The sequence below is a fragment of the Pseudomonas chlororaphis genome (assembly GCA_001023535.1).
Taxonomy (GTDB): Bacteria; Pseudomonadota; Gammaproteobacteria; order Pseudomonadales; family Pseudomonadaceae; genus Aquipseudomonas; species Aquipseudomonas chlororaphis_E.
In genome coordinates this window covers 583,349-609,114 of the sequence record CP011020.1, presented here as the reverse complement: position 1 = coordinate 609,114, position 25,766 = coordinate 583,349, and the positions used below count along the sequence as shown (strand labels likewise).

General features: G+C 62.4%; 25 protein-coding genes and 1 pseudogene. 13 read left to right on the top strand and 13 right to left on the bottom strand.

From position 1 onward, the window contains the following. Positions 1-148: 148 nt before the first annotated feature. The 4 genes from VM99_02530 to VM99_02515 form a co-directional block, all read right to left on the bottom strand. The gene (locus tag VM99_02530; GenBank protein ID AKJ96976.1) at positions 149-1,396 is read right to left on the bottom strand and encodes a heme biosynthesis protein HemY; all 1,248 of its coding nucleotides are present in this window, start codon (positions 1,394-1,396) and stop codon (positions 149-151) included. Continuing rightward, positions 1,393-2,526, bottom strand: coding sequence for a uroporphyrin-III methyltransferase (locus VM99_02525; protein ID AKK01675.1), 1,134 nt, complete (start codon positions 2,524-2,526; stop codon positions 1,393-1,395). Before VM99_02525 ends, VM99_02530 begins: the two co-directional genes overlap by 4 nt. A gap of 779 nt (positions 2,527-3,305) precedes the next feature. Further along, a complete protein-coding gene (locus VM99_02520) occupies positions 3,306-4,247 on the bottom strand; it encodes a porphobilinogen deaminase (protein AKJ96975.1) in 942 nt (313 codons plus the stop codon). 138 nt (positions 4,248-4,385) lie between these two features. After that, positions 4,386-5,132, bottom strand: a complete 747-nt coding sequence (locus VM99_02515) for a chemotaxis protein CheY (GenBank protein ID AKJ96974.1) — start codon at positions 5,130-5,132, stop codon at positions 4,386-4,388. A gap of 464 nt (positions 5,133-5,596) precedes the next feature. Between VM99_02515 and VM99_02510 the strand changes: the two genes are divergently transcribed. Continuing rightward, positions 5,597-6,991 carry an argininosuccinate lyase gene (locus VM99_02510; protein AKJ96973.1) on the top strand — a complete coding sequence of 465 codons (1,395 nt, stop codon included), beginning with the start codon at positions 5,597-5,599 and terminating at the stop codon, positions 6,989-6,991. A gap of 130 nt (positions 6,992-7,121) precedes the next feature. On the opposite strand, the gene VM99_02505 is transcribed toward VM99_02510, so the two are convergent. After that, a complete protein-coding gene (locus tag VM99_02505; protein AKJ96972.1) occupies positions 7,122-7,781 on the bottom strand; it encodes a glutathione S-transferase in 660 nt (219 codons plus the stop codon). A 125-nt stretch (positions 7,782-7,906) separates the two neighbouring features. Here VM99_02505 and VM99_02500 point away from each other — a divergent pair, with 125 nt between their 5' ends. The 3 genes from VM99_02500 (at position 7,907) to VM99_02490 (ending at position 11,621) form a co-directional block, all read left to right on the top strand. Beyond that, the gene (locus VM99_02500; GenBank protein AKJ96971.1) at positions 7,907-8,191 is read left to right on the top strand and encodes a hypothetical protein; all 285 of its coding nucleotides are present in this window, start codon (positions 7,907-7,909) and stop codon (positions 8,189-8,191) included. 163 nt (positions 8,192-8,354) lie between these two features. Continuing rightward, entirely contained in the window at positions 8,355-8,600 is a 246-nt protein-coding gene (locus VM99_02495; protein ID AKJ96970.1) for a DNA-binding protein, read from the top strand. Positions 8,601-8,777: 177 nt separating this feature from the next. Further along, positions 8,778-11,621, top strand: a complete 2,844-nt coding sequence (locus VM99_02490; GenBank protein AKJ96969.1) for an adenylate cyclase — start codon at positions 8,778-8,780, stop codon at positions 11,619-11,621. A gap of 9 nt (positions 11,622-11,630) precedes the next feature. On the opposite strand, the gene VM99_02485 is transcribed toward VM99_02490, so the two are convergent. The 3 genes from VM99_02485 to VM99_02475 all read right to left on the bottom strand — a co-directional run bounded on the left by VM99_02485 (position 11,631) and on the right by VM99_02475 (position 12,890). Beyond that, a complete protein-coding gene (locus VM99_02485; GenBank protein ID AKJ96968.1) occupies positions 11,631-12,041 on the bottom strand; it encodes a nucleoside diphosphate kinase regulator in 411 nt (136 codons plus the stop codon). Between the two features lie 293 nt (positions 12,042-12,334). Then, positions 12,335-12,553, bottom strand: coding sequence for a DNA mismatch repair protein MutT (locus VM99_02480; GenBank protein AKJ96967.1), 219 nt, complete (start codon positions 12,551-12,553; stop codon positions 12,335-12,337). A gap of 4 nt (positions 12,554-12,557) precedes the next feature. Continuing rightward, positions 12,558-12,890 (bottom strand): frataxin, encoded by a 333-nt coding sequence (locus tag VM99_02475; protein AKJ96966.1) that lies wholly within the window; start codon positions 12,888-12,890, stop codon positions 12,558-12,560. A gap of 184 nt (positions 12,891-13,074) precedes the next feature. Between VM99_02475 and VM99_02470 the strand changes: the two genes are divergently transcribed. From VM99_02470 to VM99_02445, 6 genes are read left to right on the top strand one after another with little or no spacing between them, the layout of a single operon-like run. Then, positions 13,075-13,248 carry a lipoprotein LppL gene (locus tag VM99_02470; GenBank protein ID AKJ96965.1) on the top strand — a complete coding sequence of 58 codons (174 nt, stop codon included), beginning with the start codon at positions 13,075-13,077 and terminating at the stop codon, positions 13,246-13,248. A 9-nt stretch (positions 13,249-13,257) separates the two neighbouring features. Continuing rightward, on the top strand, positions 13,258-14,505 hold the full coding sequence (locus tag VM99_02465) for a diaminopimelate decarboxylase (protein AKJ96964.1): 1,248 nt from the start codon (positions 13,258-13,260) through the stop codon (positions 14,503-14,505). Between the two features lie 4 nt (positions 14,506-14,509). Continuing rightward, entirely contained in the window at positions 14,510-15,340 is an 831-nt protein-coding gene (locus VM99_02460) for a diaminopimelate epimerase (GenBank protein AKJ96963.1), read from the top strand. Between the two features lie 13 nt (positions 15,341-15,353). Further along, positions 15,354-16,079 (top strand): hypothetical protein, encoded by a 726-nt coding sequence (locus VM99_02455; GenBank protein AKJ96962.1) that lies wholly within the window; start codon positions 15,354-15,356, stop codon positions 16,077-16,079. A 2-nt stretch (positions 16,080-16,081) separates the two neighbouring features. Beyond that, positions 16,082-16,981 (top strand): recombinase XerC, encoded by a 900-nt coding sequence (locus tag VM99_02450; protein ID AKJ96961.1) that lies wholly within the window; start codon positions 16,082-16,084, stop codon positions 16,979-16,981. Next, the gene (locus tag VM99_02445; GenBank protein ID AKJ96960.1) at positions 16,978-17,682 is read left to right on the top strand and encodes an HAD family hydrolase; all 705 of its coding nucleotides are present in this window, start codon (positions 16,978-16,980) and stop codon (positions 17,680-17,682) included. Before VM99_02450 ends, VM99_02445 begins: the two co-directional genes overlap by 4 nt. Positions 17,683-17,931: 249 nt before the next feature. On the opposite strand, the gene VM99_02440 is transcribed toward VM99_02445, so the two are convergent. The 4 genes from VM99_02440 to VM99_02425 form a co-directional block, all read right to left on the bottom strand. Further along, positions 17,932-18,255: a hypothetical protein gene (locus VM99_02440; protein AKJ96959.1), complete on the bottom strand. Its 324-nt coding sequence runs from the start codon at positions 18,253-18,255 to the stop codon at positions 17,932-17,934. A 102-nt stretch (positions 18,256-18,357) separates the two neighbouring features. Further along, positions 18,358-18,783 carry a hypothetical protein gene (locus tag VM99_02435; protein AKJ96958.1) on the bottom strand — a complete coding sequence of 142 codons (426 nt, stop codon included), beginning with the start codon at positions 18,781-18,783 and terminating at the stop codon, positions 18,358-18,360. Positions 18,784-18,995: 212 nt separating this feature from the next. Continuing rightward, a complete protein-coding gene (locus VM99_02430; protein AKJ96957.1) occupies positions 18,996-20,330 on the bottom strand; it encodes an ammonia channel protein in 1,335 nt (444 codons plus the stop codon). A gap of 33 nt (positions 20,331-20,363) precedes the next feature. Then, complete coding sequence (locus VM99_02425) at positions 20,364-20,702, bottom strand: nitrogen regulatory protein P-II 1 (protein AKJ96956.1); 339 nt, start codon at positions 20,700-20,702, stop codon at positions 20,364-20,366. Positions 20,703-21,117: 415 nt separating this feature from the next. Here VM99_02425 and VM99_02420 point away from each other — a divergent pair, with 415 nt between their 5' ends. Beyond that, positions 21,118-21,378, top strand: coding sequence for a hypothetical protein (locus VM99_02420; protein ID AKJ96955.1), 261 nt, complete (start codon positions 21,118-21,120; stop codon positions 21,376-21,378). 39 nt (positions 21,379-21,417) lie between these two features. Here the strand turns inward: VM99_02420 and VM99_02415 are convergent, their stop codons facing one another. After that, a complete protein-coding gene (locus VM99_02415; protein AKJ96954.1) occupies positions 21,418-23,058 on the bottom strand; it encodes a chemotaxis protein in 1,641 nt (546 codons plus the stop codon). Positions 23,059-23,160: 102 nt separating this feature from the next. On the opposite strand from VM99_02415, the gene VM99_02410 reads away from it, so the two are divergent. Continuing rightward, positions 23,161-23,343: a hypothetical protein gene (locus VM99_02410; protein ID AKJ96953.1), complete on the top strand. Its 183-nt coding sequence runs from the start codon at positions 23,161-23,163 to the stop codon at positions 23,341-23,343. A 68-nt stretch (positions 23,344-23,411) separates the two neighbouring features. Then, a pseudogene (locus VM99_02405) lies at positions 23,412-24,317 on the top strand (magnesium chelatase). Positions 24,318-25,766: the final 1,449 nt, after the last annotated feature.

Genomic DNA, 25,766 nt, shown 5'->3' with positions numbered 1-25,766 from the left:
ACAGAGACAAAGGGACTTGTTACAGCTCGCTGTAGGACTTTGCTAAGGGCACTGACAAAAGCCCTCCAAGCGATGGCTGATCATCGCTTGTAACGCAATAAAAGCCGTGGCGAGGGAGCGGCGCCCTCGCCACGATGACTCAGGCCGCTCACGTCGACAGCACCTGCGCCGACACCGGCAGCGGCGCCGCCAGCAGGCGCTCGTCGAGCAAGCCCAGTCCTTCCTGGAACAACTGATTGCTGCGCTCGGCGTCGCCCAACTGCGCCAACAGGCGCGCCAACTCTGCGCAGGCTTCGGGATTGCGCTGGATCCGCAGGCTGCTTTCCAGGTAATCCCGGGCCTTGCCCCACAAGCTGTTCTGCAGGCAGAGACGCCCCAGGGTCAGCAGCAGGCTCGGATCGGCCGGATGGTCCTTGAGCCAGCCTTCGGCCGTTTGCAGTTGCCGGACCGGATCACTGCCGCGGACCAGCCCGTACAAGCGCGCGAGATGGCTGTCGTAGTGGCGCTTGAGCGCGATGCGCAGCGCCTCTTCGGCTTCGATCTGCGCTCCGAGTTGCCGCAACTGCTCGGCATACGCCAGCACCAGCGCCGGCTCCTGGCGCTGGGCGGAGGTCAATTGTTGCCAGGCCCGGTTCAACGATTGCAAGCCGACGCTGCCATCCTCTTCGCGGTGGGCCGCCAGGGTGAGGTTCTCGCCCCACGCCCGACGCTCCAGCTCCGCCAGCTCGGCGGCAGGCAAGACCTTGTCCTTGCGCAGCTCGGGCAGCAGCCGGATCACCGCCGACCAGTCGCCGCGCTGCTGATGCAGCCGTTGCAACTGGCGCAGCACCTGGACGTTATGTGGATGGCGTTCGTGCATGGCTTGCAGCGTCTCCAGCGCCCCCTCGGTGTCGCCCCGGTCGGTCTGCAGCTGCGCGTGAGTCAGGGCAATGGCCAGTTCCGCCTGGGGCTGGCGCTCCAGGGCGCGCTCCAGCAGGCTGTCGCTCTGCTCGTAAAGCCCTTGTTCATTGGCCGCGCGGGCCGCGCCGAGGTAATACAACAGGGGTTGGCGCTCGGCTTCGGCGGCGCGGTGCAAGTGCCGTTGGGCACTGGCCCAGCGACCTTCGGCCAGGTCCAACTGGCCGTGCTCGATCGCCACTTGCACACGTCGGCTGCGGTTGCGGCGCGACCACGGGTTGACCACGCCGCTGGAGGTGGTCACCAGCCCGATCAACGCAACCACCGCGCGCCACAGCAGCCAGAACACCGCCACCAGCGCCAGGGTGACCCACAGGCCGGCTTCGTAACGGAAGTTTTTGTACGCCACCAGTACGTAACCCGAATGCTCCGCGATGGCCACGCCCAGCAAAGCGGCGACGGCGATGACCACGAACACAATCACGTAGAGGCGCTTCATGGCGTGGCCTCCTGGGCGCCCGCCTTGGGCAGCGGCTTGACCGACTCTTCGGCATTGAGGTTGCGCCGCTCAAGATAGGCCTGGACGCTGCTCAGGGTGCCCGTCAGGTCCGGCGTGACCACGGTCACCGGCTGGTTGGTCAGCTCGGCCACGCGTTCGAGCATGATCTTGATCTGGGGGTTGTCCTGGTTGAAGTTGTTTTTCAGCACGTCCCGCGCCTCGGTCAGCGCCTGGGTGTACACCGGCGCCTGCCCATTGAGGGCCGCCCATTGGGCCTGCTCCAGCGCCAGGCTCAAGGCCAGGCGCACTTGCATCAGGCTTTGCCCGGCCAGGAGCGGACGGACGTTCTCATCGGCGTTGAAGTCGATGCGGATGTAACGCGAGATCTGGTCCCACCACTGTGCCCAGCGGCTGGCACCATCACCATCGGCCGTCAGGCCCAGCAGGGACTCGCCGCGATCCTTGTATTCCGGCGCCAGCTCGCTGAGTTGCAGCACCTGGTCTCGCAGGGCGCCCAGTTGCAGGAACAGTCCGGTGCGATCCGGCTGCTCGGTGCTGCGCAACGCGGCCAAGGTCTTGGCCAGTTGTTCGCGGGCGGCGAACGAACCGGGGTCATCCTGTTCGCGCAGGATTTCGTCGGCGCCCTGGACCAGCGCCTGGGCGCTGCTGATGTCCTGCAAGGCGGAAAGACGCAGGCTGGCCAGGCGCAGCAAATGCTCGGCCTCGGCCAGGCGCCAGTCCTTGCGGCTGGCACCGAGCACGGTTTCCAGGCGCTGGCTCAGGTGCTGCTGGTCACCTTGCAGCTGGGCCACCAGGCGACGACGTTCCTCCAGCTCTTCGGCGCCAGGCAACTGGGCCAGGCGCTCGGTCAGGCGCTGCTCATTGAGCTTGAGGGTCTGGGCCTGGTCGTTCAGCGCCTGGACCTGGGCGGACTGTTGCTGGTTGTTGGTTTGCAGGTGACGCACCTGCCACACACCCCAGCCGCCAACCGCTACGCCGGCGGCCCCGAGCAACAAGGCAAAAATAGCCAGCCCGTTGCCGCGACGCGGCGCCACCGGGGCCGGGGTTTCAACCGGCGCGTCGAGCACCGGCTGGTCTTGATCTGCTTTTGGCAAGGCTGTTTCGCTCACGTATCCATCCTTCGCATTAGAAAACGGCACGGAGTGTTCCCGTAACGCCGCCAGCAAAGCCGCGGCGCTAGCGCCACGGCAATCCACAACTGTTCGGGCCCCGGCGGCACGCGCCATCTCGGCAACCCTTGGGCTTGGCACAAACAACGGTAGCCGTGCCAGCGTCGGCCAGGCATCGCCGGCCAACCGCTGCAGATGCTCCAGGCCCTGCCCACTGCTGACCACCAGTGCGTTCAAGCGTTCCGCTTCAACCCGCGCCGACAGCTCACCTTCGGCGTAATGAGGAATGTCGCGTCGGTACAACTCCAGGTAATCGACACTAGCACCTTGCTCGCGCAAACGCTCTGCCAGCAAGCCGCGCCCGCCTTCGCCACGCACGATCAAGACCCGCGGATCGGGCCGGCTGACAGCCTGGCGCAACGCGGGAAGTTCGAGCAAGGCTTCGCTGTCGTCACCGTTGTCGGGATAAAACACCGTGAGGCCGGCGTCGGCGAGAATCTGCCCGGTGGCCGCCCCCACGCTGAACCACGGCTGATCGGGCGGCTCGGGCCAGAGCAGGCGCAGTTGTTCGATGCACAGACGGGCGGCGGGCTTGCTGACCACGATCACGGCACAGTATTGGTCCAGGGATTGGAGCATCGCCCGCCCGGCATCCGACAGCGGGATCGGCTCGATCGCCAGCAACGGCAGGCTGCTGCTGAAGATACCCGCATCAGCCAAGACAGCCGCCAAGGCCGACGACTCATCCTGCGGCCGTGTGAGCAGCAGCCGCCACCCCGTCACGCGTGGCCCGCCTCGCCGTAGACCGCCTTGAGAATGTCGGCGGCGCCCTGGCTCAGCAGGTCTTCGGCCACGCGCACGCCCAGCGCCTCGGCATCGCGATGCGGCGCCCGGGCCTCGGCACTGAGCAACCGGCCGCCATTGGGATCGCCCACCAGGCCACGCAACCAGACCTGCTCGCCTTCCAACACGGCGTAACAAGCGATCGGCACCTGGCAACCGCCGTTCAGATGCTTGTTGAGGGCGCGCTCGGCGAATACCCGGGTGGCGGTGTCTTCATGGTGCAACGGCGCCAGCAAGGCATGGATGTCGCTGTCGGCGCTGCGGCACTCGATGCCCACGGCGCCCTGCCCACCTGCTGGCAGGCTGTCGTCGACGCTGATGGCCGAGGTGATACGGTCTTCGAAACCCAGGCGGATCAGGCCGGCGGCGGCGAGGATGATCGCGTCGTACTCGCCGGCGTCGAGCTTGGCCAGACGCGTGTTCACGTTGCCACGCAGGAAACGGATCTGCAGGTCCGGGCGGCGCGTCAGCAATTGTGCCTGGCGACGCAGGCTGGAGGTGCCCACCACACTGCCGGCTGGCAATGCCTCGAGGCTGGCAAACGTGTTGGAAACGAATGCATCGCGCGGGTCTTCCCGCTCGCAGATGCAAAACAGGCCCAGGCCTTCGGGGAAGTCCATGGGCACGTCTTTCATCGAGTGCACGGCGATGTCGGCTTCGTTGTCCAGCAACGCGGTTTCCAGTTCCTTGACGAACAGGCCCTTGCCGCCAATCTTCGACAGGGGGGAGTCGAGCAGCTTGTCGCCGCGACTGACCATGGGCACCAGGGTCACGACCAGCCCGGGATGGGCGGCTTCCAGGCGGGCTTTGACGTATTCGGCCTGCCAGAGGGCCAGGGCACTTTTACGGGTGGCGATGCGGATCTCGCGAGGGGACATGGATCAATCCGTACTTAAAAGATACGGCAGATAATAACAGTTCAGCCAGAACCGCTTTGATTTGAATCACGACCCCAAGGCCTCCCTGGCCGTCATTGTCCTGGGAAAGGAATGTCTGGAACGCCCCCGCGAACCGGGCTAAAGCTGCTGCATCATCTTGCGCACGCCGGCCACGTGTCGTCGGCTGACGATCAGCGCATCACCGTTGAGGCCTTTGAGGAAAAGCTGGAAATGCCCCAGGGGCGTGCGTTGCAAACGCTCGATCCGCTCGCGGGCCACCAGGGCATTGCGGTGGATACGAACAAAGCGTTCGCCGAACTCGTCCTCAAGGGCCTTGAGTGGCTCGTCCAGCAACACCTCGCCACTCTCGTGGCGCAAGGTCACGTACTTGTGATCGGCAATGAAGTAGACCACCTGGTTCAACGGGATCAACTCAATGCCTTTGCGGGTGCGCGCGCTGATATGGCTGCGCGGGCCGCTGCCACTTTCCGCTGCCGGGCGGGTCAGCGCCGCCAGTTGCACCCGGTTGGGTCGCTCGGCCTTGCGCAAGGCATCGGGCAAGGCCTCGGACGCCACCGGCTTGACCAGATGGCCGACGGCGCTGGCCTGCAGGACCTCGGGCGGAAAATCGTCCCGGGTGCTGCAGAACACCACCGCAGGCGGCGACTCTCGTTCGCACAACTTCGCCGCGACCTGCAGGCCATCCAGGCCAGGCATGCGAATGTCGAGCAGCACGATATCCGGCTTGTGGCTGTCGATAAGGGCCAATGCCTCTTCGCCATTGGTGGCGCTCGGCTCCAGGACACTGTAACCCTCGAGCTCGCCAACCATTCGGCTCAGGCGCTCGCGGGCCAGTGGTTCGTCATCAACGATCAGGACATTCATATTGCGCTGGATTCCTGCGTGAGTCTCGCACAAGGATAGCGTAGACAGGGGAAGTGACATCCGTCACCGCGATCCACGCTAAGACTCGCCCGAGGGCCAAAAAGTGCCGCGAGGCGGTCGCCTATCTTTACCAGCGCTTGCCTACCGATGCTCGAGGCCTGTTGTCGCACGGCGTCGCCGTAGGGATTGTTCGTTTTCGATTTGACCAATATTGAGCACCCCCTGGTTGATTCGGCCGATTCGCCATGAATGAAAAAAAGCAAACACCTATCGTCCACTGTAGACGGTTGCCACGACGATATTGCTCAATCGGAAAATATCGTTGCGCGCAAAACCGGGTCCGAACGCCCGGCCCACGGGTAAAAAACCTGCCGACCAGTGTCAGCGCCAGCCCTGGCAACCCTGTTATCATCCGCCGCAGCCTTCAACCGCTACTTTTTCCACAGCCGATCACGAGCGAATTCATGAGCACTGACAAGACCAATCAGTCCTGGGGCGGCCGCTTCAGTGAACCCGTCGACGCCTTCGTCGCCCGCTTCACCGCCTCCGTCAACTTCGACCAGCGCCTGTATCGCCACGACATCATGGGCTCGATCGCCCACGCCACCATGCTGGCCAAGGTCGGCGTGCTGACCGATGCCGAGCGCGACAGCATCATCGACGGCCTCAAGACCATCCAGGCTGAAATCGAGGCCGGCCAGTTCGACTGGCGCGTCGACCTCGAAGACGTGCACATGAACATCGAAGCGCGCCTGACCGATCGCATCGGCGTGACCGGCAAGAAGCTGCACACCGGCCGCAGCCGCAACGACCAGGTCGCCACCGACATCCGCCTGTGGCTGCGCGACGAGATCGACCTGATCCTGGCCGAAATCACCCGCCTGCAAAAAGGCTTGCTGGAGCAGGCCGAACGCGAGGCCGAAAGCATCATGCCGGGCTTCACGCACCTGCAGACCGCGCAACCGGTGACCTTCGGGCACCACATGCTGGCCTGGTTCGAAATGCTCAGCCGCGATTACGAACGCCTGGTCGACTGCCGCAAGCGCACCAACCGCATGCCCCTGGGCAGCGCCGCGCTGGCCGGTACCACCTACCCGATCGACCGCGCCTACACCGCCCAACTGCTGGGCTTCGACGCCGTGGGCGGCAACTCGCTGGATAACGTCTCGGACCGCGATTTCGCCATCGAATTCTGCGCCGCCGCGAGCATCGCGATGATGCACCTGTCGCGTTTCTCCGAAGAGCTGGTGCTGTGGACCAGCGCGCAGTTCCAGTTCATCGACCTGCCCGACCGCTTCTGCACCGGCAGCTCGATCATGCCGCAAAAGAAAAACCCCGACGTCCCGGAGCTGGTGCGGGGCAAGAGCGGTCGGGTGTTCGGCGCGCTGATGGGCCTGTTGACCCTGATGAAAGGCCAACCGCTGGCTTACAACAAGGACAATCAGGAAGACAAGGAACCGCTGTTCGACGCCGCCGATACCCTGCGCGACTCGTTGCGGGCCTTCGCCGACATGATCCCGGCCATCAAGCCCAAGCATGCGGTGATGCGCGAAGCGGCCCTGCGTGGTTTCTCCACCGCCACCGACTTGGCCGACTACCTGGTGCGCCGTGGCCTGCCCTTCCGCGACTGCCATGAAATCGTCGGTCACGCCGTCAAGTACGGGGTGGACAGCGGCAAGGACCTGGCGGAGATGAGCCTGGACGAACTGCGCCGCTTCAGCGACCAGATCGAACAGGACGTGTTCGCGGTGCTGACCCTCGAAGGCTCGGTCAATGCCCGGGACCACATCGGCGGCACCGCGCCGGCGCAGGTCAAGGCAGCGGTCGTGCGCGGCCAGGCGTTGCTCGCCAGCCGCTAAAAGGCGAAAAGCTTCGCGAGCAAGCCCGCTCCCACAGTCGATCTCCAGTGAACGCAGGCTCTATGAGCTGATGGAGATCCAATGTGGGAGCGGGCTTGCTCGCGAAGGCATCCGCTCAGACGCTACACATTCACTTCTTGGCGGCGACCTTCGCCAAAAACTCCGGCATCCCCGCGTCCCTGTCCGCGGCGATGCGCTGCACGTGCGGATTTTGCCCCAAGCGCTCCATCAACGCCTGGGCCGCGGGCAGTTCGGCCAGCAGGTCAATATCGAACAACTTCTTGCCCACCTGTAAGGCGGGCGAAACACTGTAGAGAAAATACAGATCGGCAATGCTCAGGCTGTCGCCCGCGACATAGGGCGAGAATTTGCCGTGCCTGCCCAGCGAAGCGAACCCCAGCAGCAGTTCGGCCTTGGCCTTTTCCTTGACCGCATCGGCCACCGACATGCCGAAGAAGGCCTCGGCATAGCAGGCCCGGGCGGGCAGTTCGATGTACAGCTCGATCTCCCTGCACAGGGCCAATATCTGGGCGCGCTCGTACGGATCGCTGGGCAGCAGGGCCTTGCCCTGCTGGGTTTGCTCGATGTATTCGAGGATCACGCTGGTCTCGCTGATGAAACCTCGCTCGGTCTTGAGCACCGGCACCTTGCCGCGCGGGCTGATGGCAACCACTTCGGGGGCCTGACTGCCGTAGAACGACACTTCCTGGAAGGGCACGCCCTTCTCCAGCAGTGCCAGCTTGACCATGTTGTAGTAATTGCTGACGCAGAAACCATAAAGCTCGAGCATTACAGATGCCTCCAGGCCGGTGGGGGTTGGCAGCCTAGCGTTATAGACTGCGCGGACGTTTCTCGCCAGGCGCATCACGGCGCTGAATGCAGGTAAACTGGCGACCTTTCTGACAGGAGCCGGCCATGAGCGAGCCAACCGATATCGATAACGACGAAGAAGAATTCGTTGAAAACACGCTGATCCAGGCCATCGAAAACCAGATCGAAAGTGACAATCCGCCTGCGGCCAAAGCCACCTTCAACAAGTTGACCCTGGTCGGTTATGAGCGCGAAGACATCCTCAACCTGATGGCCCATGTGCTGGCAGTCGAGATCGACGCGATCCTGGAAGAAGACCGCCCGTTCGATACCCAATGGTACGAAGCCGCACTGCGCGCCCTGCCTGAGCTGCCGCCGGAAAAGAACTGAACGACAGGTGCAGATGCTCCTGTGGCGAGGGGATTTAGCCTGACAGAACACTGGCCCCCCTCCCCAAAACAAAAAAAGCATGACCCTGGCACTGGACAGCTCGGCCGAGTGCGCTCACCTTAGTGACGCTGTCGACCCAATTCCTAGAAAGTCTGGAGTCCTTATGTCGCTTACCCCTGAGTTGGTTGCCGAACTGGAAATCCTTGCACTCTTCAACCTGGACAGTTCCCAGGAAGGCCTGAAAATTCATCAGACCGCTGCCCCCAAGGCCATTGCCGCCGCCCAACGCCTGTATGAAAAAGAACTGATCACCCAACCCGACGGTGGTTACCTGACCAGCCTGGGTCGGGACGCCGCGCAGAATGTCCAAACCGTCCTGACGATTCTCAGCGTCCAAGAAGCCGCCTGATTCGCCCCTGTCGCCCACGGAAATCTGCCTGGCCGGATTTCCGCAGGCGCAGGCGTCTTGCGTGAAAAATCTGACATCCCAATCGACTTTCAGCTTAAGAATTCCCGAGCCCGGACGCTAAACTGCCATCACCCCCTGATTTCCCACGTTCGACGCCGCGAGCCGGTTTGAGCCGACATGACCCGCAACCATGAAATACGCCCTGATCTGGACGAGGGAATCGACCGCAAGGTCCTGAGCCAGTTGCGCGCACGTTTTCTCAAGCTCAACAGCGTCCGGATGGAGCGCGCCCTGGAAGGCCTGTCCCCGCGCCAGCAAGGCGTGCTGACGCTGTTGCCACTGTTCTTCCACGTCAACCATCCGCTGCTGCCTGGCTACGTCTCCGGCAGCACGCCCGCGGGGCTGTCGAATTACGAACCCGATGCCAACGTGCTCGCAGAGGCCCAGCGCCTGACCCGTTCGTTTTCCTACAAGCCGCGCCACGGCAGCAATCCGCCGCGACCGATCCATGGATTGTTCCTGATGGGCAGCCTGGGCACCCTGGCCCAGGCCGACCAGAGCGACATGGACGTGTGGGTCTGCCACGGCCCGGACTTGAGCGACGACGAACTGGCCGAGCTGCGCAAGAAATGCCAGTTGCTGGAAGCCTGGGCCGCGACCCAGGGCGCCGAGGCGCACTTTTTCCTGATCGACCCGGTGCGCTTCGTGCGCGGCGAGCGCGACAACCAGCTCAGCTCCGACGACTGCGGCACGACCCAGCATTACCTGCTGCTGGACGAGTTCTACCGCACCGCGATCTGGCTGGCCGGGCGCACGCCCATCTGGTGGCTGGTGCCGGTCTACGAGGAAGACAACTATGAGCAATACACCCATACGTTGCTTTCCAAGCGTTTCATTCGCGCCGACGAGACCCTGGACCTGGGCCATATGGCCTACATCCCACCGGGAGAGTTCATCGGGGCCGGGCTCTGGCAGTTGTTCAAGGGCATCGAATCACCCTACAAGTCTGTGCTCAAGCTGCTGCTGACCGAGGTGTACGCCAGCGAACACCCGGATGTGCGCTGCCTGAGCCTGCGCTTCAAGCAGGCGGTGTTTGCCAACCGCCTGGACCTGGAAGAGCTGGACCCCTACATGGTGGTCTACCGCCGCCTCGAGGAATACCTCAATGCCCGTGGCGAACCCGAACGCCTGGAGCTGATCCGCCGGGCGTTGTATCTGAAGGTCAATCGCAAACTCACCGGCCAGGTACGCAGCGGCGGCTGGCAACGGGTGCTGCTCGAGCGCCTGGCTCGGGAATGGGGCTGGGACCAGCGGCAACTGGCGCTGCTGGACAGCCGCAGCCAATGGAAAGTGCGCCAGGTCAGCCATGAGCGGCGGGCCCTGGTCAACGAGCTGACCCACAGCTACCGCTTCCTGTCCCAGTTCGCCCGCACCGAAAAGACCGTCAGCCTGATCAACAAGCGCGATCTCAATGTCCTTGGGCGACGGCTGTACGCGGCGTTCGAGCGCAAGGCCGACAAGGTCGAGTTCATCAACCCCGGCATCGCCCCGGACCTGGCCGAAGACACCCTGACGCTGGTCCAGTCGCCGAACAAGAAAGAGCCTGGGCAAAACCAGTGGGGCTTGTACAACGGCAGCCTCAACGCCCTGGAGTGGGAGAACTTCGCGCCGATCAAGCGCAGCCGCGAGCTGCTGGAGCTGTTGACCTGGTGCCATCGCAACGGCGTGATCGACAGCAGCACGCGCCTGGCCTTGCACCCCGGTAGCAGCGACCTGAGCGAGTTCGAGCTGTTCAACTTGCTGGGCAGCCTGCAACAGTCCATCGCCCTGCCTCTGGCCACGGTCGACGAAGAGCGACTGCTGCGCGCCAGCGTACCCAGCGAAGTGCTGATCCTGGTAAACGTCGGCGTCGATCCGCTCAAGCACCACCGCGACCTGAATATCCTGATGACCACCGAGCGCACCGACTCCCTGAGTTACGCCGGGGTCCGGGAAAACCTGGTGCTGACCCTCGACCAGGTCACGCTCAACAGCTGGAATGAAGTGCTGGTCAACCGTTTCGACGGCGAGCATGCGTTGCTCGATTGCTTGCGCGACTACCTCAACGACCTGCCCGCCACGCAAAACCAGCCGCGCTTGCAGGTGCGCTGCTTCTGCCACAACCGTGCCCAGTTCATTGCCCGCCGGGTCGAAGAGGTCTTCGAAACCGCGCAGACCCTGCTGCTGAGCCGGCTCAACTACCGCTACCTGCTTCAGGTCCAGCAGCACTATCACGTGCTGGAATTGCTGCCCGGCCAGGTCAATCACGTGGCGCTGGGCAGCCAGTCGGCGCTGATGGATTACCTGGGCGAGGAACTGAGCGCCTACAGTCCGCTGCACCTGGACTCGATGGCCCTGGAAGACCACGACCTGGCGCTGGTCCTGCCCATGGGGCAGCCCGAGTGCATCCAGGTGTTCTACCGGGTCAACGACGACGATGCCGATCTGTACGTGCTCGATGAGCTCAATGCCCTGTGGCAGCAACGCTTGCCGTATCACGATGAGCACAGCCTGCTGGTGCCTTTGCAGCGCTTCCTGCAATCGGTGCTGTACCGCCGCGACGCGCTGCTGCCGATCGAGGCCGCCCAACCGCTGCCCCTGGAAACCCTGTACTACCAGCTCCTGCCGTCAGGCCCAGGCCGGGCGCGGCGGATCGAATCGCGGCAAGCGCCGCAGACACCGCAGAACAAACCGTTCTATGACGTGCAGGCAATCATCGGCAAGGCGACCCACGGGCAGGTGCACGTGACGCTGTATTGCGACCAGCAGGAATTTTCCGAATTGGAGCATGGCGACCAGCTGTTTCGCGTGGTCGCCCGGGAAATCGTCGAGCAGCGCCGCGAGGCCCAGCGCTATCGCTGCTACATCACCGACCTGGACCTCTCGGGGCTGGTGGGTGACGGCGCCTGTTCAAGCAACCTGTACCTGCGCTACAAGGCCGACCTCGAACGCGCGCTGAACGAGGCGCTGGCCCTGGTCTGAGGGCTCGCCTCAGAGGTGGAAGTCACCGCCGGCCTCGGGCTGGTATTCGACGTCCAGCAAGGTCAACTTCAGCGTCTTGCCACCCGGCGCCGGCCAGTCGATGTGCTGGCCGACCTTCAGGCCCAGCAAGGCGCTGCCCACGGGCGCCAGGATCGAGATCTTGCCTTCGTCGGCATTGGCGTCCTGTGGGTAGACCAGCGTCAGGTGATAGTCCTTGCCACTGCTCTCTTCACGGCAGTGCACCCGCGAATTCATGGTCACGACATCGGCCGGCACTTCATCGTGGCCCACCAGGGCCTCGGCGCGATCCAGTTCGGTCTGCAACGCGATGACGCCGGGCAAGGTGTCATCAAGGCTGTCGATCAGGCGCTCCAGACGCTGTACGTCCAGGCGGGTAAGGGTGATGGCAGGTGCGGTCATGATTCAGGCAGACTCCTTTCTTCTGCACGAAAAAAGCAAAACCCCGCCACAAGAAGACGGGGTTTTCACGGGCCTCGATGAGTTGAGGCGTTGCCGGACACTACCACAGCTCAATAAATAAACAACCCACAGGCGGCTGCACTGTTTGCGTCAGAAGTAAACTATTGTGGCGAGGGGATTTATCCCCGTTGGGCTGCGAAGCAGCCCCAAAGTGCTCTATCTGGCACACCGAGGCGTCAGGTTTCAGGGCTGCTTCGCACCCCAGCGGGGATAAATCCCCTCGCCACAAATGATTACACTTGGGATTTGCGTCTGGCCGCCTCGGCACAGATCACCCGCCGGCGCGCGTCGTCGGCCGAGCGCCATTCACGGATATCCTCCACATGGCGGAAACAGCCGAGACAGACTTTCTGCTCGTCCAGCTTGCACACGCTGGTGCACGGCGATGGCACGGCAGGGCTGACGTTGCTGTAGAGCGGCTTGGGCGGGCGCGCCGCAGCGGTCTGGCTCACGCTGTCAGAGGCCTTCGAAATCGAGCTTCACCCCAGCCTGCGCCTCGACAATGCGTTCGAGCATCTCACCCAGCTGCTCCTCGCTCTTGTCGCACATCCAGCGCTCGCTTTCCTCGTCGTAGTCGAAGTGGAAGCCGCCGGACACCGCCGCCAGCCACAACTGGCGCAACGGCTCCTGGCGACTGAAGATCAACTGGCTGCCGTTCTCGAACTTCACGGTGAGCACACCGGCGGAGCTTTCCAGGTCGATGTCCAACTCGCTGTCGTCGAACACATCTTCCAGCGTTTGCTGGGTCGCATCGACCAGATCGTGGAAACGGGCTTCAGTCAAACTCATTGCGGCAACCTCGAAAATGTCAGCTCATGCTCAAGCGCCGCAAGATACGGGCGCTGCCTGATGATTGCAAAGGATAACCCATCGACGACCCCCAGCGCCGCCGGACGGGCGCCCCGTTGCATAGGCAAGGCGCCGGGTGGCCGGTATACTCCGGCGCAATTAACGCATTTTCAAGGATTTCGCCATGAAGCGCCTGATCTCTTCCCTTGCTGCGCTCGTCGCGGTTGCCTGCCTTGTAACAGCTTGTGGTCAAAAAGGTCCGCTGTACCTGCCTGACGAGAGCAAGTCCCCTGAAGAGCAGGCCAAGTCGTCGCAGTCCAAGTCCCACGCGCACGACACCCACACCACCACTTACTAAGGGAACGCCATGGACGTTTTTAACTACCGTGGCGGGGAGCTGTTCGCGGAAGGGGTTGCCCTGTCCGCGATCGCCGAGCGCTTTGGCACGCCGACCTACGTTTATTCCCGCGCCCATATCGAAGCCCAGTACCTGGCCTTCGCCGATGCCCTCGCTGGCATGCCGCACCTGGTCTGTTTCGCCGTCAAGGCCAACTCGAACCTGGGCGTGCTCAACGTCCTGGCGCGCCTGGGCGCCGGCTTCGACATCGTTTCCGGTGGCGAACTCGAACGCGTGCTGGCCGCGGGCGGCAGCGCCGACAAGATCGTCTTCTCCGGCGTCGGCAAGACCCGTGAAGACATGCGCCGCGCCCTGGAAGTGGGCGTGCACTGCTTCAACATCGAGTCCACCGACGAGCTGGAGCGCCTGCAAATCGTCGCCGCCGAGCTGGGCGTGCGCGCGCCGATCTCCCTGCGCGTGAACCCGGACGTCGACGCCGGCACCCACCCGTACATTTCCACCGGTCTCAAGGAAAACAAGTTCGGCATCGCCATTGCCGACGCCGAAGACGTCTACGTGCGCGCTGCCCAACTGCCGAACCTGGAAGTGCTGGGCGTCGATTGCCACATCGGCTCGCAGCTGACCACCCTGGAACCCTTCATCGATGCCCTCGACCGCCTGCTGGCGCTGGTCGACCGCCTCGGCGACTGCGGCATCTACCTGCGTCACATCGACCTCGGTGGCGGTGTCGGCGTGCGCTATCGCGACGAACAACCGCCGCAGGTGGCCGAGTACATCAAAACCGTGCGTGAACGCCTCGAAGGGCGTGACCTGGCGCTGATGTTCGAGCCAGGCCGCTACATCGTCGCCAACGCCGGCGTGCTGCTGACCGAGGTCGAATACCTCAAGCACACCGAGCACAAGGATTTCGCCATCGTCGACGCGGCCATGAACGACCTGATCCGTCCGGCGCTGTACCAGGCCTGGATGGACGTGACCGCCGTGCGCCCGCGCGATGGCGCGACCCGCAACTACGATATCGTCGGGCCGATCTGCGAGACCGGTGATTTCCTGGCCAAGGGTCGGGAACTGGCGCTGGAAGAAGGCGACCTGCTGGCCGTGCATTCGGCCGGTGCCTACGGTTTTGTCATGAGCTCCAACTACAACACCCGCGGCCGCTGCGCCGAGGTGCTGGTGGACGGTGACCAGGCTTTCGAAGTGCGTCGCCGCGAGACGGTAGCCGAGTTGTTTGCCGGCGAAAGCCTGCTGCCGGAGTAAAACCATGCTGCTGCGTTTTACCAAGATGCACGGCCTGGGCAATGACTTCATGGTCCTCGACCTGGTCAGCCAGCACGCGCACATTCTGCCCAAGCACGCCAAGCTCTGGGGTGACCGGCACACCGGCATCGGCTTCGACCAGTTGCTGATCGTCGAGGCGCCGAACAACCCGGACGTGGACTTCCGCTATCGGATCTTCAACGCCGACGGTTCGGAAGTGGAGCAATGCGGCAATGGCGCGCGCTGCTTCGCCCGCTTCGTGCTGGACAAGCGCCTGACCGCCAAGCGACAGATCCGCGTCGAGACCAAGAGCGGCATCATCGAGCTGGATGTGCGCAACGACGGCCAGATCAGCGTCAACATGGGCGCCCCGCGCCTGGTGCCGGCGGACATTCCGTTCAAGGCACCCGCCCAGGCGCTGAGTTACCAGGTCGATGTCGAAGGCACCCCGGTGGAACTGGCCGCGGTGTCCATGGGCAACCCCCATGCCGTGTTGCGCGTGAGCGATATCAACAGCGCGCCGGTGCATGAGCTGGGACCGAAAATCGAACACCACCCACGCTTTCCAGCACGGGTGAACGTCGGTTTCCTGCAAGTCATCGACCGTCACCGCGCGCAGTTGCGCGTGTGGGAGCGCGGCGTCGGGGAAACCCAGGCTTGCGGCACCGGAGCCTGTGCGGCCGCAGTTGCGGCGATCAGCCAGGGGTGGATGGATTCGCCTTTGCTGATCGACCTGCCTGGCGGGCGCCTGTCCATCGAATGGGCAGGCCCTGGCCAACCGGTGATCATGACCGGCCCGGCAGTGCGCGTATACGAAGGACAAGTTCGTCTTTGAGTGAGCCAACCCCATGACCGACAAGCCACAGGTTCCAGCGACGCCGCCCGACGACACTCCGAGCCCGCTTCCAGAAGCCGCGGCCGTGGCCGCCTACCTGGAGGCCCACCCGGACTTCTTCGTCGGGCACGAAGAATTGCTGGCAACGATGCGCATCCCTCACCGGCGCGGCGACACCGTGTCGCTGGTGGAGCACCAGATGAAGATCCTGCGTGAGCGCAACATTGAAATGCGCCACCGCCTGTCCCACCTGATGGACGTGGCACGGGACAACGACCGGCTCTTCGACAAGACCCGTCGGCTGATCCTGGCGCTGATGGACGCCAGCACCCTCGAAGACCTGGTCATGAGCGTCGAAGACAGCCTGCGCCAGGATTTCCAGGTGCCCTTCGTCAGCCTGATCCTGTTCGGCGACAACGCCATGCCGGTGGGCCGCTGGGTGACCCACGCCGAAGCGCAGACCGCCATTGGCGGCCTGCTCACGGAGAACAAGAGCGTCAGTGGCAGCCTGCGCGAACATGAACTGGACTTCCTGTTCGGCGAAGAACAACGCAAACAGATCGGCTCCACCGCCGTCGTCGCCATCGCCCACCAGGGCGTGCACGGCGTGCTGGCCATCGCCAGCCGTGACCCGCAGCACTACAAGAGCTCGGTAGGCACGCTGTTTCTGAGCTACATCGCCGAAGTCACCGGCCGCGTGCTGCCTCGGGTCGCCGGTTCGCTGCGCTCGGTACGCTGACCATGGAACGGCAACTGGACGCCTACTGCGAACACCTGCGCAGTGAGCGCCAGGTGTCGCCCCACACGCTGGCAGCCTATCGCCGCGACCTGGAAAAAGTGCTGGGCTGGTGCCAGAAGCAGAACATCGGCAGCTGGTCGGCGCTGGACATCCAACGCCTGCGCAGCCTGGTCGCTCGCCTGCATCAACAGGGGCAATCGTCCCGCAGCCTGGCGCGCCTGCTCTCGGCGGTGCGTGGCCTGTACCAGTACCTCAACCGCGAAGGCCTGTGCGATCACGACCCGGCCACCGGTCTGGCGCCGCCCAAGGGCGAACGCCGACTGCCCAAGACCCTCGACACCGACCGCACCCTGCAATTGCTCGAAGGCGCCGTCGAGGATGACTTCCTGGCGCGGCGGGACCAGGCGATTCTCGAGCTGTTCTATTCTTCCGGCCTCCGGCTCTCGGAGCTGACCGGGCTGAACCTGGACCAACTGGACCTCGCCGACGGCATGGTCCAGGTGCTCGGCAAAGGCAGCAAGACCCGCCTGCTGCCCATCGGCCGCAAGGCCCGCGAGGCGCTGGAACAATGGCTGGCGCTTCGGGCGCTGGCCAATCCCGCCGACGATGCGGTCTTCATCAGCCAGCAGGGGCGGCGCCTCGGCCCGAGGGCGATTCAGCTACGGGTCAAGGCCGCCGGCGAGCGCGAACTGGGCCAGAACCTGCATCCGCACATGCTTCGGCATTCCTTTGCCAGCCATCTGCTGGAGTCCTCCCAGGACTTGCGCGCCGTCCAGGAACTGCTCGGCCACTCGGACATCAAGACCACACAGATCTATACCCACCTGGACTTCCAGCACCTGGCGACGGTCTATGACAGTGCCCACCCCAGGGCCAAACGCATCAAGGGCGACGAATCATGACCATCAAGCTCATCACTTTCGACCTGGACGACACCCTGTGGGACACCGCCCCGGTGATCGCCAGCGCCGAGGCCGTCCTGCGCCAATGGCTGACCGATAACGCACCGAACCTGGGCGGCTTGCCAGTGGAGCATCTGTTCTCGATTCGCGAGCAGGTGTTGCGCGAAGAACCCGGCCTGAAGCATCGCATCAGTGCGTTGCGCCGGCGCGTGCTGTTCCGTGCGTTGCAGGAAGCCGGCTATGACCAGTGGCAAGCGTCGGAGCTGGCGGACCAGGGGTTCGAGGCGTTCCTGCATGCCCGCCATCAGTTGGAGATCTTTCCCGAGGTACAGCCCACCCTGGAAATCCTCGCCAATCAGTTCAGCCTGGGCGTGGTCACCAACGGCAACGCCGACGTGCGCCGCCTGGGGCTGGCCGATTATTTCAAGTTTGCCTTGTGCGCCGAGGACATCGGCATCGCCAAACCCGACGCCCGATTGTTCCACGAAGCCCTGCACCGCGGCGGTGCCACGCCCCAGACCGCCGTGCACATCGGTGACCACCCCGGCGACGACATCGCCGGTGCCCAGCAAGCCGGCCTGCGGGCGGTGTGGTTCAACCCGACGGGCAAGGCCTGGGATGCCGAACATGCGCCAGATGCGGAGATTCGCAGCCTGACCGAACTGCCGAGGTTACTGGCCGGGTGGCATAGCCAACCCTGAACCCTGCCTCACAGCCGCCAAACCCTCTGTGGGAGCGGCTGTGTCCCGCAGCTCCCCGCCTGGCAAAGAAATCTGTGGGAGCGAGCTTGCTCGCGATGACGGCGGCACGTCCAACATCAATCCCAACAGACCCATCGCTATCGCGAGCAAGCTCGCTCCCACAGGGACTGCGTCTGGCCCGGAATAGAATCGCCCCCATGAAAAAGCCCGCAGCGACGGCGGGCTTTTTCAGCAAGCAAGAAGCAGAACTCAAATAGGGCGGCTGCCGTATTTGTTGTCGGGTTTCTTGGGCGGGTCGGCGACCACGTTGGCTTCCACTTCCTGCACCTTTCCACCCCGGGCCAGGAACTCTTCCATGGCCTTGGCGAGTGCGTCACGCTCCTTGTTCTTGGCCTCTACGCTCGGCAACTCGTCGACCGACACCGCTGCCTTGGCCTTGCCTTTGGCGGTGGGAGCCGGGACATCGGCACCATCGTCATCGGCAACGTCTTCAGCTGCCGCCTCCAGGCCTTCTTCGGTCTCGTCTTCGTCGCCTACTTCGAGGTCGTCGTTTTCCAGATCATCGTCGCTCATGTTCTACCTCATGACTTGCGAAAAGCAGATTAGTTATAGCCCAGCTTCGCCATCTGTTCGAAGGCTGCCAGAAAAAATTCAACATCCGCCGTCAACCAGCGGTCATGCCCCTTCACCGTATAGCGTGGCGAGGACTTTACGAGCACCGCCATGATCACGGTGCTCGCCCAGATAAACACCTTGCCAGGTCCCCAACGCCAGCCGTCCAGCCGTCACCGGCAGGGTCAGCTGACAACCGAGCACGCTCGCCTTGAAGTGCGCCGGGAGGTCGTCCAGGCCTTCGTCGTTGTGCTCGTAATCGGCGGTTCCTTGTGGGATCAGCCGATTGAAAAATCGTTCGAAGTCTCGACGTACCGCCGGATCGGCGTTCTCGTTGATCGTCAACGAAGCCGAGGTGTGCTGCAGCCACAGATGCAACAGACCGACACGGCACGCCCGGAGTTCAGGCAGGCCGGCGAGCAACTCGTCCGTCACCAGATGAAAGCCCCGGGGCCGTGCCCGCAGGGTAATCAGCGTCTGTTGCCACATACACTTCTCCGCACGCTCGGCGCGCATTCTAGCGCGCTCTGAAAAAAAACAAAGGGCCTAATATTCTTGCCTCCATGTAAGCCTTTGGCGGCAGAAAAGCCCATGTCGCCTATACAACAAAAGGCGTCGGAAAAACCGGCCTGCCTTATGGGCAGTGACAAATTCCAGGCAAAAAAATGCCCGGCGAACCGGGCAATTTTTAACGCGTGCACTTACAGGTTGTAGCCACGCTCGTTGTGTTGCGCCAGGTCCAGGCCCACCGCCTCTTCTTCCTCGGAGACACGCAGACCCATGACAGCGTCCAGCACCTTGAGGATGATGAAAGTGACGATCGCGGTGTAGATCACCGTGAAGCCCACGCCTTTGACTTGAATCCATACTTGTGCGGCGATGTCGGTCACGGTGCCGAAGCCACCCAGGGCCGGGGCCGCGAACACGCCGGTGAGGATCGCGCCGAGGATACCGCCGATGCCGTGCACGCCGAAGGCGTCCAGGGAGTCGTCGTAGCCAAGCTTGCGCTTGAGGGTGGTGGCGCAGAAGAAGCACACCACGCCCGCCGCCAGGCCGATGACCAGGGCGCCCATCGGGCCCACGGTGCCGGCCGCCGGCGTGATGGCCACCAGGCCCGCGACCACGCCCGAGGCGATGCCCAGCGCGCTTGGCTTGCCGTGGGTGATCCACTCGGCAAACATCCAGCCCAGTGCTGCCGCAGCGGTGGCGATCTGAGTCACCAGCATCGCCATGCCGGCGGTGCCATTGGCGGCGACGGCGGAACCGGCGTTAAAGCCGAACCAACCGACCCACAGCATGGCCGCGCCCATCAGGGTGTAGCCCAGGTTATGCGGTGCCATCGGCGTGGTCGGGAAGCCCTTGCGCTTGCCCAGTACCAGGCACGCCACCAGGCCCGCGATACCGGCGTTGATGTGCACCACGGTGCCGCCGGCGAAGTCCAGCACGCCCCAGTCCCACAACAGGCCGCCGTTACCGGACCAGACCATGTGCGCGATCGGCGCGTAGACCAGGGTGAACCAGATGCCCATGAAGACCAGCATGGCGGAGAACTTCATGCGCTCGGCAAAGGCACCGACGATCAGGGCTGGGGTGATGATGGCGAACGTCATCTGGAAGGTGATGAACACCGCTTCCGGGAACAGTGCCGTTGGACCGGTGATGCTCGCCGGGGTCACGCCCGCCAGGAACGCCTTGCCCAGGCCGCCGATGAAGGAATTGAAATTGACGACGCCCTGCTCCATGCCGGTGGTGTCGAACGCGATGCTGTAGCCATAGATGACCCACAACACACTGATCAGACCGGTAATGGCAAAGCACTGCATCATCACGGAAAGAAGGTTTTTCGACCGGACCATGCCGCCATAGAACAGCGCCAGGCCGGGAATGGTCATGAACAGAACAAGAATGGTGGCCGTCAGCATCCAGGCGGTGTCGCCGGAGTTGAGGACGGGGGCTGCCGCTTCTTCCGCCATGGCCAGGCCAGGCATTACGAAGGACAACAGGGCTCCTAGCCCTGCGAATTTACGCAGAGTCATATTGTTTTCTCCTGGGGCGTTGGGTTTGGCGGCTTAGATGGCGTCGGTATCGGTTTCGCCGGTACGGATGCGAATAGCCTGTTCCAGATTGACCACGAAGATCTTTCCGTCACCGATCTTGCCGGTGTTGGCGGCCTTGGTGATCGCTTCGATCACACGGTCCAGATCCTTGTCGTCAATGGCGACATCGATCTTCACCTTGGGCAGGAAATCGACCACGTATTCCGCGCCGCGATACAGCTCGGTGTGACCTTTCTGCCGCCCGAAGCCTTTGACCTCAGTAACGGTAATGCCCTGCACGCCGATCTCGGACAACGACTCGCGCACGTCGTCCAACTTGAACGGCTTGATGATGGCAGTGACTAGCTTCATGAAACTCTCTCCCGAATTGGTGGACTTGCCCCAGGAAAACAAACCCGACTCAAGTCTAAGCGCAGTGCCTGGCTTTGTAACGCGTCGTCGGCCCAAGTTGCCCGACAGGTGCCAGCTAACCGATCCTGGCGAAGCTCCCCGCTTCGCCTGCTGCACTGCATTCGTCACAGCGACTGCATCAGTGCATGGGTCATCAGCCTCTAAGCAGAAACCTTGCCATCTGTGCCCAAACCCTCTGATTTCAATCCCTTACCCCTCGCCTGCGCTTGCATCACGTGACGAACCGCGGCGATACGCACAACAACAGTGCGAAGGCGCCCGCCCGCGTGCGCGAAAAGCGTGCATCCCAGGCTACGGGAATTGACTATAGACACTGCGTGGTACACTGCCCGCCATCGTTTTCAGGACACTTGCCATGCTTGCGCCAAAAGACCTCCTCGACGCCCTGAGCGGCCATGCCGCCCGCCTCATGAGCGGTGACACGCCGTTGCCCAAGAGCGAAATCGAAAGCCAGCTCAAGGCCTTGCTGCAAAACGGGTTCAGCAAGCTGGACCTGGTGAGCCGGGAGGAATTCGACAGTCAGATGGTGGTGCTGGCCCGCACCCGGGCGCGCCTGGAAAGCCTGGAGGCGAAGGTCGCGGAGCTGGAAGCGCGACTGACGCCGACCGCGGAGTAAACCGCCAGGAGCCACGCCCCGGCGCGCATGCATCGGGGATTAGAGACGAAAGCGGCTGACCAGCGTATTGAATGACAGCGCCAGGCCGGACAGCGCCTGGCTCGACGCATTGGTCTGGTTCGCCCCCGCCGCGGTCTGGGTCGAGAGATCCTGGATGTTCACCAGGTTGCGGTCCACCTCACGGGCCACATGGGCCTGCTCCTCGGACGCCGTGGCGATGACCAGGTTACGGTCGTTGATCTGCGCGATCCCATCGGCGATCTGCTCCAACGCCTGGCCAGTGGCCCGGGCCAGGCCCTGGGTCTGGGTGACCAGCGCCTGGCTCTTGCCCATGGCATCGACCGCGCCGTCGGCTCGGTCCTGCACCGCGAGGATCATGCCCTCGATCTCACCGGTAGACGCCTGGGTGCGCGCCGCCAGGGCGCGAACCTCGTCGGCAACCACAGCAAAGCCACGCCCCTGTTCCCCGGCCCGGGCCGCCTCGATGGCCGCGTTGAGGGCCAACAAATTGGTCTGCTCGGCGATCCCCCGGATCACGTCCAATACCTTGCCGATATCACGCACTTGTACCGCCAGGTCTCGGACCAGCCCGGTGGACGAGGTGATTTCCTGGGTCGCATGATCGATCGCCTGCACCGCGCTGCGCGCCTGGTCACGTCCGCTGCTGGCCTGGGCACTGGTCGCTTGGGACGCCTGGGAAGTGGACACGGCATTGCGGGCGACTTCCTCCACCGCTGACGTCATCTCGGTCACGGCGGTGGCCGCCTGTTGGATTTCATCGTTCTGCCGGATCAAGGCGCGACTGCCGTCGTCAGTGACCGCCGTCAATTCCTCGGCCGCGGAGGCCAACTGGTCCGAAGCACTGGCGATCTGCTGGAGCGTGGTCTTCAGGCTGGCCTGCATGTCGCCCAGGGCCGCAAGCAACTGGCCGGCCTCGTCACGGCGACGACGGGTGATGTGCTGGGTCAGGTCGCCTTGGGCGATGCGCTCGGCACAGTCGAGTGCGACGGCAATCGGCTGGCTGATCACGCGGCTGATGAACATCCCCAGCAACAGCGCAGCGACAAACGCGATGGCGATGCCGCTGTACAGGATCGTCCGGGCCGACACCTCCTGGCGGGCGGCGTCCTGGGCGCTTTCGCTGATCTGGCGATCATTGGAGTCGATCATGATGGTCAACTGGTCCATTACCTTGCGGTAGGTTTTCTGCAAGTCGCCCAGCAGCAGGGCACGCCCGTTCTCCAGGTCGCCGGCCGCCATCATCGCCACGTATCGTTGCACCATGGCCTGGTAGACCGGCCAATCGCGGGCCACCTGGTCGCCGGCCAGGCGCTCGTCCTCGGCCAGGCGACCTTTGCGGTACTCGGCGAATGCCTGTTCGCTGGCCAACTGATTGGCTTTCATCGAGGCCAGGAATTCATCCTTCATGCTTTGCGGGGCATTGCCGGCGGTGGCGACATACAGGCGGTACATGTCACGCGTCTGGCCAACGGCCTTGGTCTTGGTCTGCGCCGTATTGGCGACCGACACCAGGTTGGTGTTGAACACGGTCTGCAAGCGCGCGGACAACGTGGCGACGCCGCTGACGCCCAGCATGCCCACGGCCAGAGTGATGAACGCACACAGGACGAACGAGGTGATCAGCTTGGTCGAGAATTTCGCGTCATTGATCCAGTTCATCGGGGTCTCATGGAGCGCCCTTGAGCGCCCCGTCAGGTGGGTAATCCCCTGCCCCGGGTCACGCCAGGCAAGGAGCTAATGGCTCTTTGCCATTTTCGAAAAATGTTACAGCCCGTAAAAGATTGCCAACAATGGACGGCGGCGCATGAGCGTATGGATTTTTCAACGATCACGCGGCCACCCCGCATCGATGCCCGGGCACTCCAAGGGCGCGTCGCGATGCCTGGCGCAGTCATCGTCCTGCAACATCCCGCCAAGATTTGCGCCTTCAACGGTCGCGCTTGAACGCCATTGCGCGACTAACCTTCAGGGGCCGCAGGATGCGGCTTCCCTATTCACTCAAGGAACGATTCATGTCGCTTGCCATCGTCCACAGCCGCGCCCAGGTGGGGGTGGAGGCTCCCGCCGTTACCGTTGAAGTTCACTTGGCCAATGGCCTGCCGTCGCTGACGATGGTCGGCCTGCCCGAAGCGGCGGTGAAGGAAAGCAAGGACCGGGTCCGTAGCGCGATCATCAATTCGGGGCTCAATTTCCCGGCGCGGCGCATCACCCTCAACCTGGCCCCGGCAGACCTGCCCAAGGACGGCGGGCGCTTCGATCTGGCCATTGCCCTGGGCATCCTGGCGGCCAGCGTGCAAGTGCCGACGCTGACCCTGGACGACGTGGAATGCCTTGGCGAACTGGCGCTGTCCGGCGCGGTGCGTCCGGTGCGCGGGGTGCTGCCCGCGGCGCTGGCGGCGCGCACGGCCGGGCGCACGCTGATGGTGCCCCGGGCGAACGCCGAGGAAGCCTGCCTCGCCTCAGGATTGAAGGTGATCGCGGTGGATCATCTGCTCGAAGCCGTGGCCCACTTCAACGGCCACACCCCGGTGCCGCCCTATGTGTCCAACGGCCTGCTTTGCGCCAGCAAGCCTTACCCCGACCTGAATGAAGTACAAGGCCAGGTCGGGGCCAAGCGGGCCCTGCTGATTGCCGCCGCCGGGGCGCACAACCTGCTGTTCAGCGGGCCACCGGGCACCGGCAAGACCCTGCTCGCCAGTCGGCTGCCAGGCTTGCTGCCGCCCCTGGCCGAGAGCGAGGCCCTGGAAGTCGCGGCCATCCAGTCGGTGGCCAGTTGCGTGCCGCTGAGCCACTGGCCGCAGCGCCCGTTTCGCCAGCCCCATCACTCCGCCTCCGGCCCGGCGCTGGTGGGTGGCGGATCCAAGCCACAACCCGGGGAAATCACCCTCGCCCACCACGGCGTGCTGTTTCTCGATGAATGATTCGTTTCGCTTTTTTGCATTTGTTGTCAGCCATCGGAGCCCTTGAGTTGAGAGGCTCTCCGGTGGAGTGCGCTGAAAAATTATCAAAATCCATAGTTGTCAGTTTGGACAATGTAAGTGATGACAAAAAAACTAGCAGTCATGAAATATGCCACTACAAAACCGAGAAAATAACGGCAGCTAAAACATCAAACCAAACAAAAAAACACGAACAGAAATACAGTCACAAAATCATAATTACAAAAATAACTAGATGTATATATTTTAACCTTTATAAAGAAAGGTCAATGGTATTTTAATATTCACTAGGGGGTTGAAAAAAAAGCTTTCTATGGATAGCCTCTGCTGCATCTAAGACAGCGAAACGTATATGCCCGCCCTTATACAACGAATTGATTGCTACCAAGAATTTCCTTTTGAAAGTATTCCAATTTCAATCGTAGAGACTGTCCTAAGAAAAATCGAAGGGTGTGGCGACGAGAGGTTTTATGGCGAAGCGCAGAGGACCTTGAAGTTATTTGAATGCTTCCTTCAAATAACTATGAATAAACTTGATTCGCAAAATCTCAAAACGTCCGAACTATTAAGTTTGAGCAGACAATTTCAAGGCGCTCTTTGGTCAGAGCAGTTTGTTCTTTATCATTCATCCCGCCGTTCTCGATACAGCAGGATATGGCGATATATCTGCTTGCTAATCACGTCGCCCAATTCGCAGCTAACATTCGGGCAACACCGAGACGATAAGCTCTCATACAAGAATAAAATCAAAGCCATTCAAGAGTTTGAAAGCTTGGATTTAGATGCCAGAGCTTTATGGTACTGGTCTGGATGGAAGGCTTATAACCTAAATGGACAAGAGCGATACGTTCCACTACGCGGTCTCTACAAAAGCTATGGATATGAGTTCAGCGCAGCTTTTTACCAAACCTACGCATCGGTACTTCAAAATATTCGCTCAGTACGAATAAACGGAGTTAAAGAGCTAATAGACTTTATGGCTGATAATGTTCATAAGTTTGATGCCGAAAATTTGAAAATCGCTAAAAAATCTAAAGAGTTTTGGACGGAGTTTCGTAGCCACTACTTTACAAGTAGATTTGCAAATGGGCAAGGAGCGAAGTTATTTACTATTAGTAATGGATGGTTGTACTCAATTGTCCCGTTTAGCGAAAAATTGGCACAGTCCAATCTTATCGCCCGCCCTACTGGTGGCATGCCCGACGGCACCCCTACATTCAGGGGAGCACACACCCCTAACCAACGGCAGGGCAAAAATGGCGACCAAGAAAATATAAAGCTGACATTCCCAGTTCCTCTAAGTGTAACGGACGACGAGGCTATGGAAATAATTTTTGGGCGAGTTCAACATGACTTAGATCTCGTAAAGAAATGGGCCCGCTCAAAGATTGAATGCGTAAAAAAACGTCTTGCAGATCTCAATTCATC

Bases quoted from the DNA above. Each gene is read 5' to 3' on its own strand.
- VM99_02530 (AKJ96976.1), bottom strand. From the start codon at position 1,396: ATGAAGCGCCTCTACGTGATTGTGTTCGTGGTCATCGCCGTCGCCGCT.
- VM99_02520 (AKJ96975.1), bottom strand. From the start codon at position 4,247: ATGTCCCCTCGCGAGATCCGCATCGCCACCCGTAAAAGTGCCCTGGCC.
- VM99_02515 (AKJ96974.1), bottom strand. From the start codon at position 5,132: ATGAATGTCCTGATCGTTGATGACGAACCACTGGCCCGCGAGCGCCTG.
- VM99_02510 (AKJ96973.1), top strand. From the start codon at position 5,597: ATGAGCACTGACAAGACCAATCAGTCCTGGGGCGGCCGCTTCAGTGAA.
- VM99_02505 (AKJ96972.1), bottom strand. From the start codon at position 7,781: ATGCTCGAGCTTTATGGTTTCTGCGTCAGCAATTACTACAACATGGTC.
- VM99_02500 (AKJ96971.1), top strand. From the start codon at position 7,907: ATGAGCGAGCCAACCGATATCGATAACGACGAAGAAGAATTCGTTGAA.
- VM99_02495 (AKJ96970.1), top strand. From the start codon at position 8,355: ATGTCGCTTACCCCTGAGTTGGTTGCCGAACTGGAAATCCTTGCACTC.
- VM99_02490 (AKJ96969.1), top strand. From the start codon at position 8,778: ATGACCCGCAACCATGAAATACGCCCTGATCTGGACGAGGGAATCGAC.
- VM99_02485 (AKJ96968.1), bottom strand. From the start codon at position 12,041: ATGACCGCACCTGCCATCACCCTTACCCGCCTGGACGTACAGCGTCTG.
- VM99_02475 (AKJ96966.1), bottom strand. From the start codon at position 12,890: ATGAGTTTGACTGAAGCCCGTTTCCACGATCTGGTCGATGCGACCCAG.
- VM99_02470 (AKJ96965.1), top strand. From the start codon at position 13,075: ATGAAGCGCCTGATCTCTTCCCTTGCTGCGCTCGTCGCGGTTGCCTGC.
- VM99_02465 (AKJ96964.1), top strand. From the start codon at position 13,258: ATGGACGTTTTTAACTACCGTGGCGGGGAGCTGTTCGCGGAAGGGGTT.
- VM99_02460 (AKJ96963.1), top strand. From the start codon at position 14,510: ATGCTGCTGCGTTTTACCAAGATGCACGGCCTGGGCAATGACTTCATG.
- VM99_02455 (AKJ96962.1), top strand. From the start codon at position 15,354: ATGACCGACAAGCCACAGGTTCCAGCGACGCCGCCCGACGACACTCCG.
- VM99_02450 (AKJ96961.1), top strand. From the start codon at position 16,082: ATGGAACGGCAACTGGACGCCTACTGCGAACACCTGCGCAGTGAGCGC.
- VM99_02445 (AKJ96960.1), top strand. From the start codon at position 16,978: ATGACCATCAAGCTCATCACTTTCGACCTGGACGACACCCTGTGGGAC.
- VM99_02440 (AKJ96959.1), bottom strand. From the start codon at position 18,255: ATGAGCGACGATGATCTGGAAAACGACGACCTCGAAGTAGGCGACGAA.
- VM99_02435 (AKJ96958.1), bottom strand. From the start codon at position 18,783: ATGTGGCAACAGACGCTGATTACCCTGCGGGCACGGCCCCGGGGCTTT.
- VM99_02430 (AKJ96957.1), bottom strand. From the start codon at position 20,330: ATGACTCTGCGTAAATTCGCAGGGCTAGGAGCCCTGTTGTCCTTCGTA.
- VM99_02425 (AKJ96956.1), bottom strand. From the start codon at position 20,702: ATGAAGCTAGTCACTGCCATCATCAAGCCGTTCAAGTTGGACGACGTG.
- VM99_02420 (AKJ96955.1), top strand. From the start codon at position 21,118: ATGCTTGCGCCAAAAGACCTCCTCGACGCCCTGAGCGGCCATGCCGCC.
- VM99_02415 (AKJ96954.1), bottom strand. From the start codon at position 23,058: ATGAACTGGATCAATGACGCGAAATTCTCGACCAAGCTGATCACCTCG.
- VM99_02410 (AKJ96953.1), top strand. From the start codon at position 23,161: ATGTTACAGCCCGTAAAAGATTGCCAACAATGGACGGCGGCGCATGAG.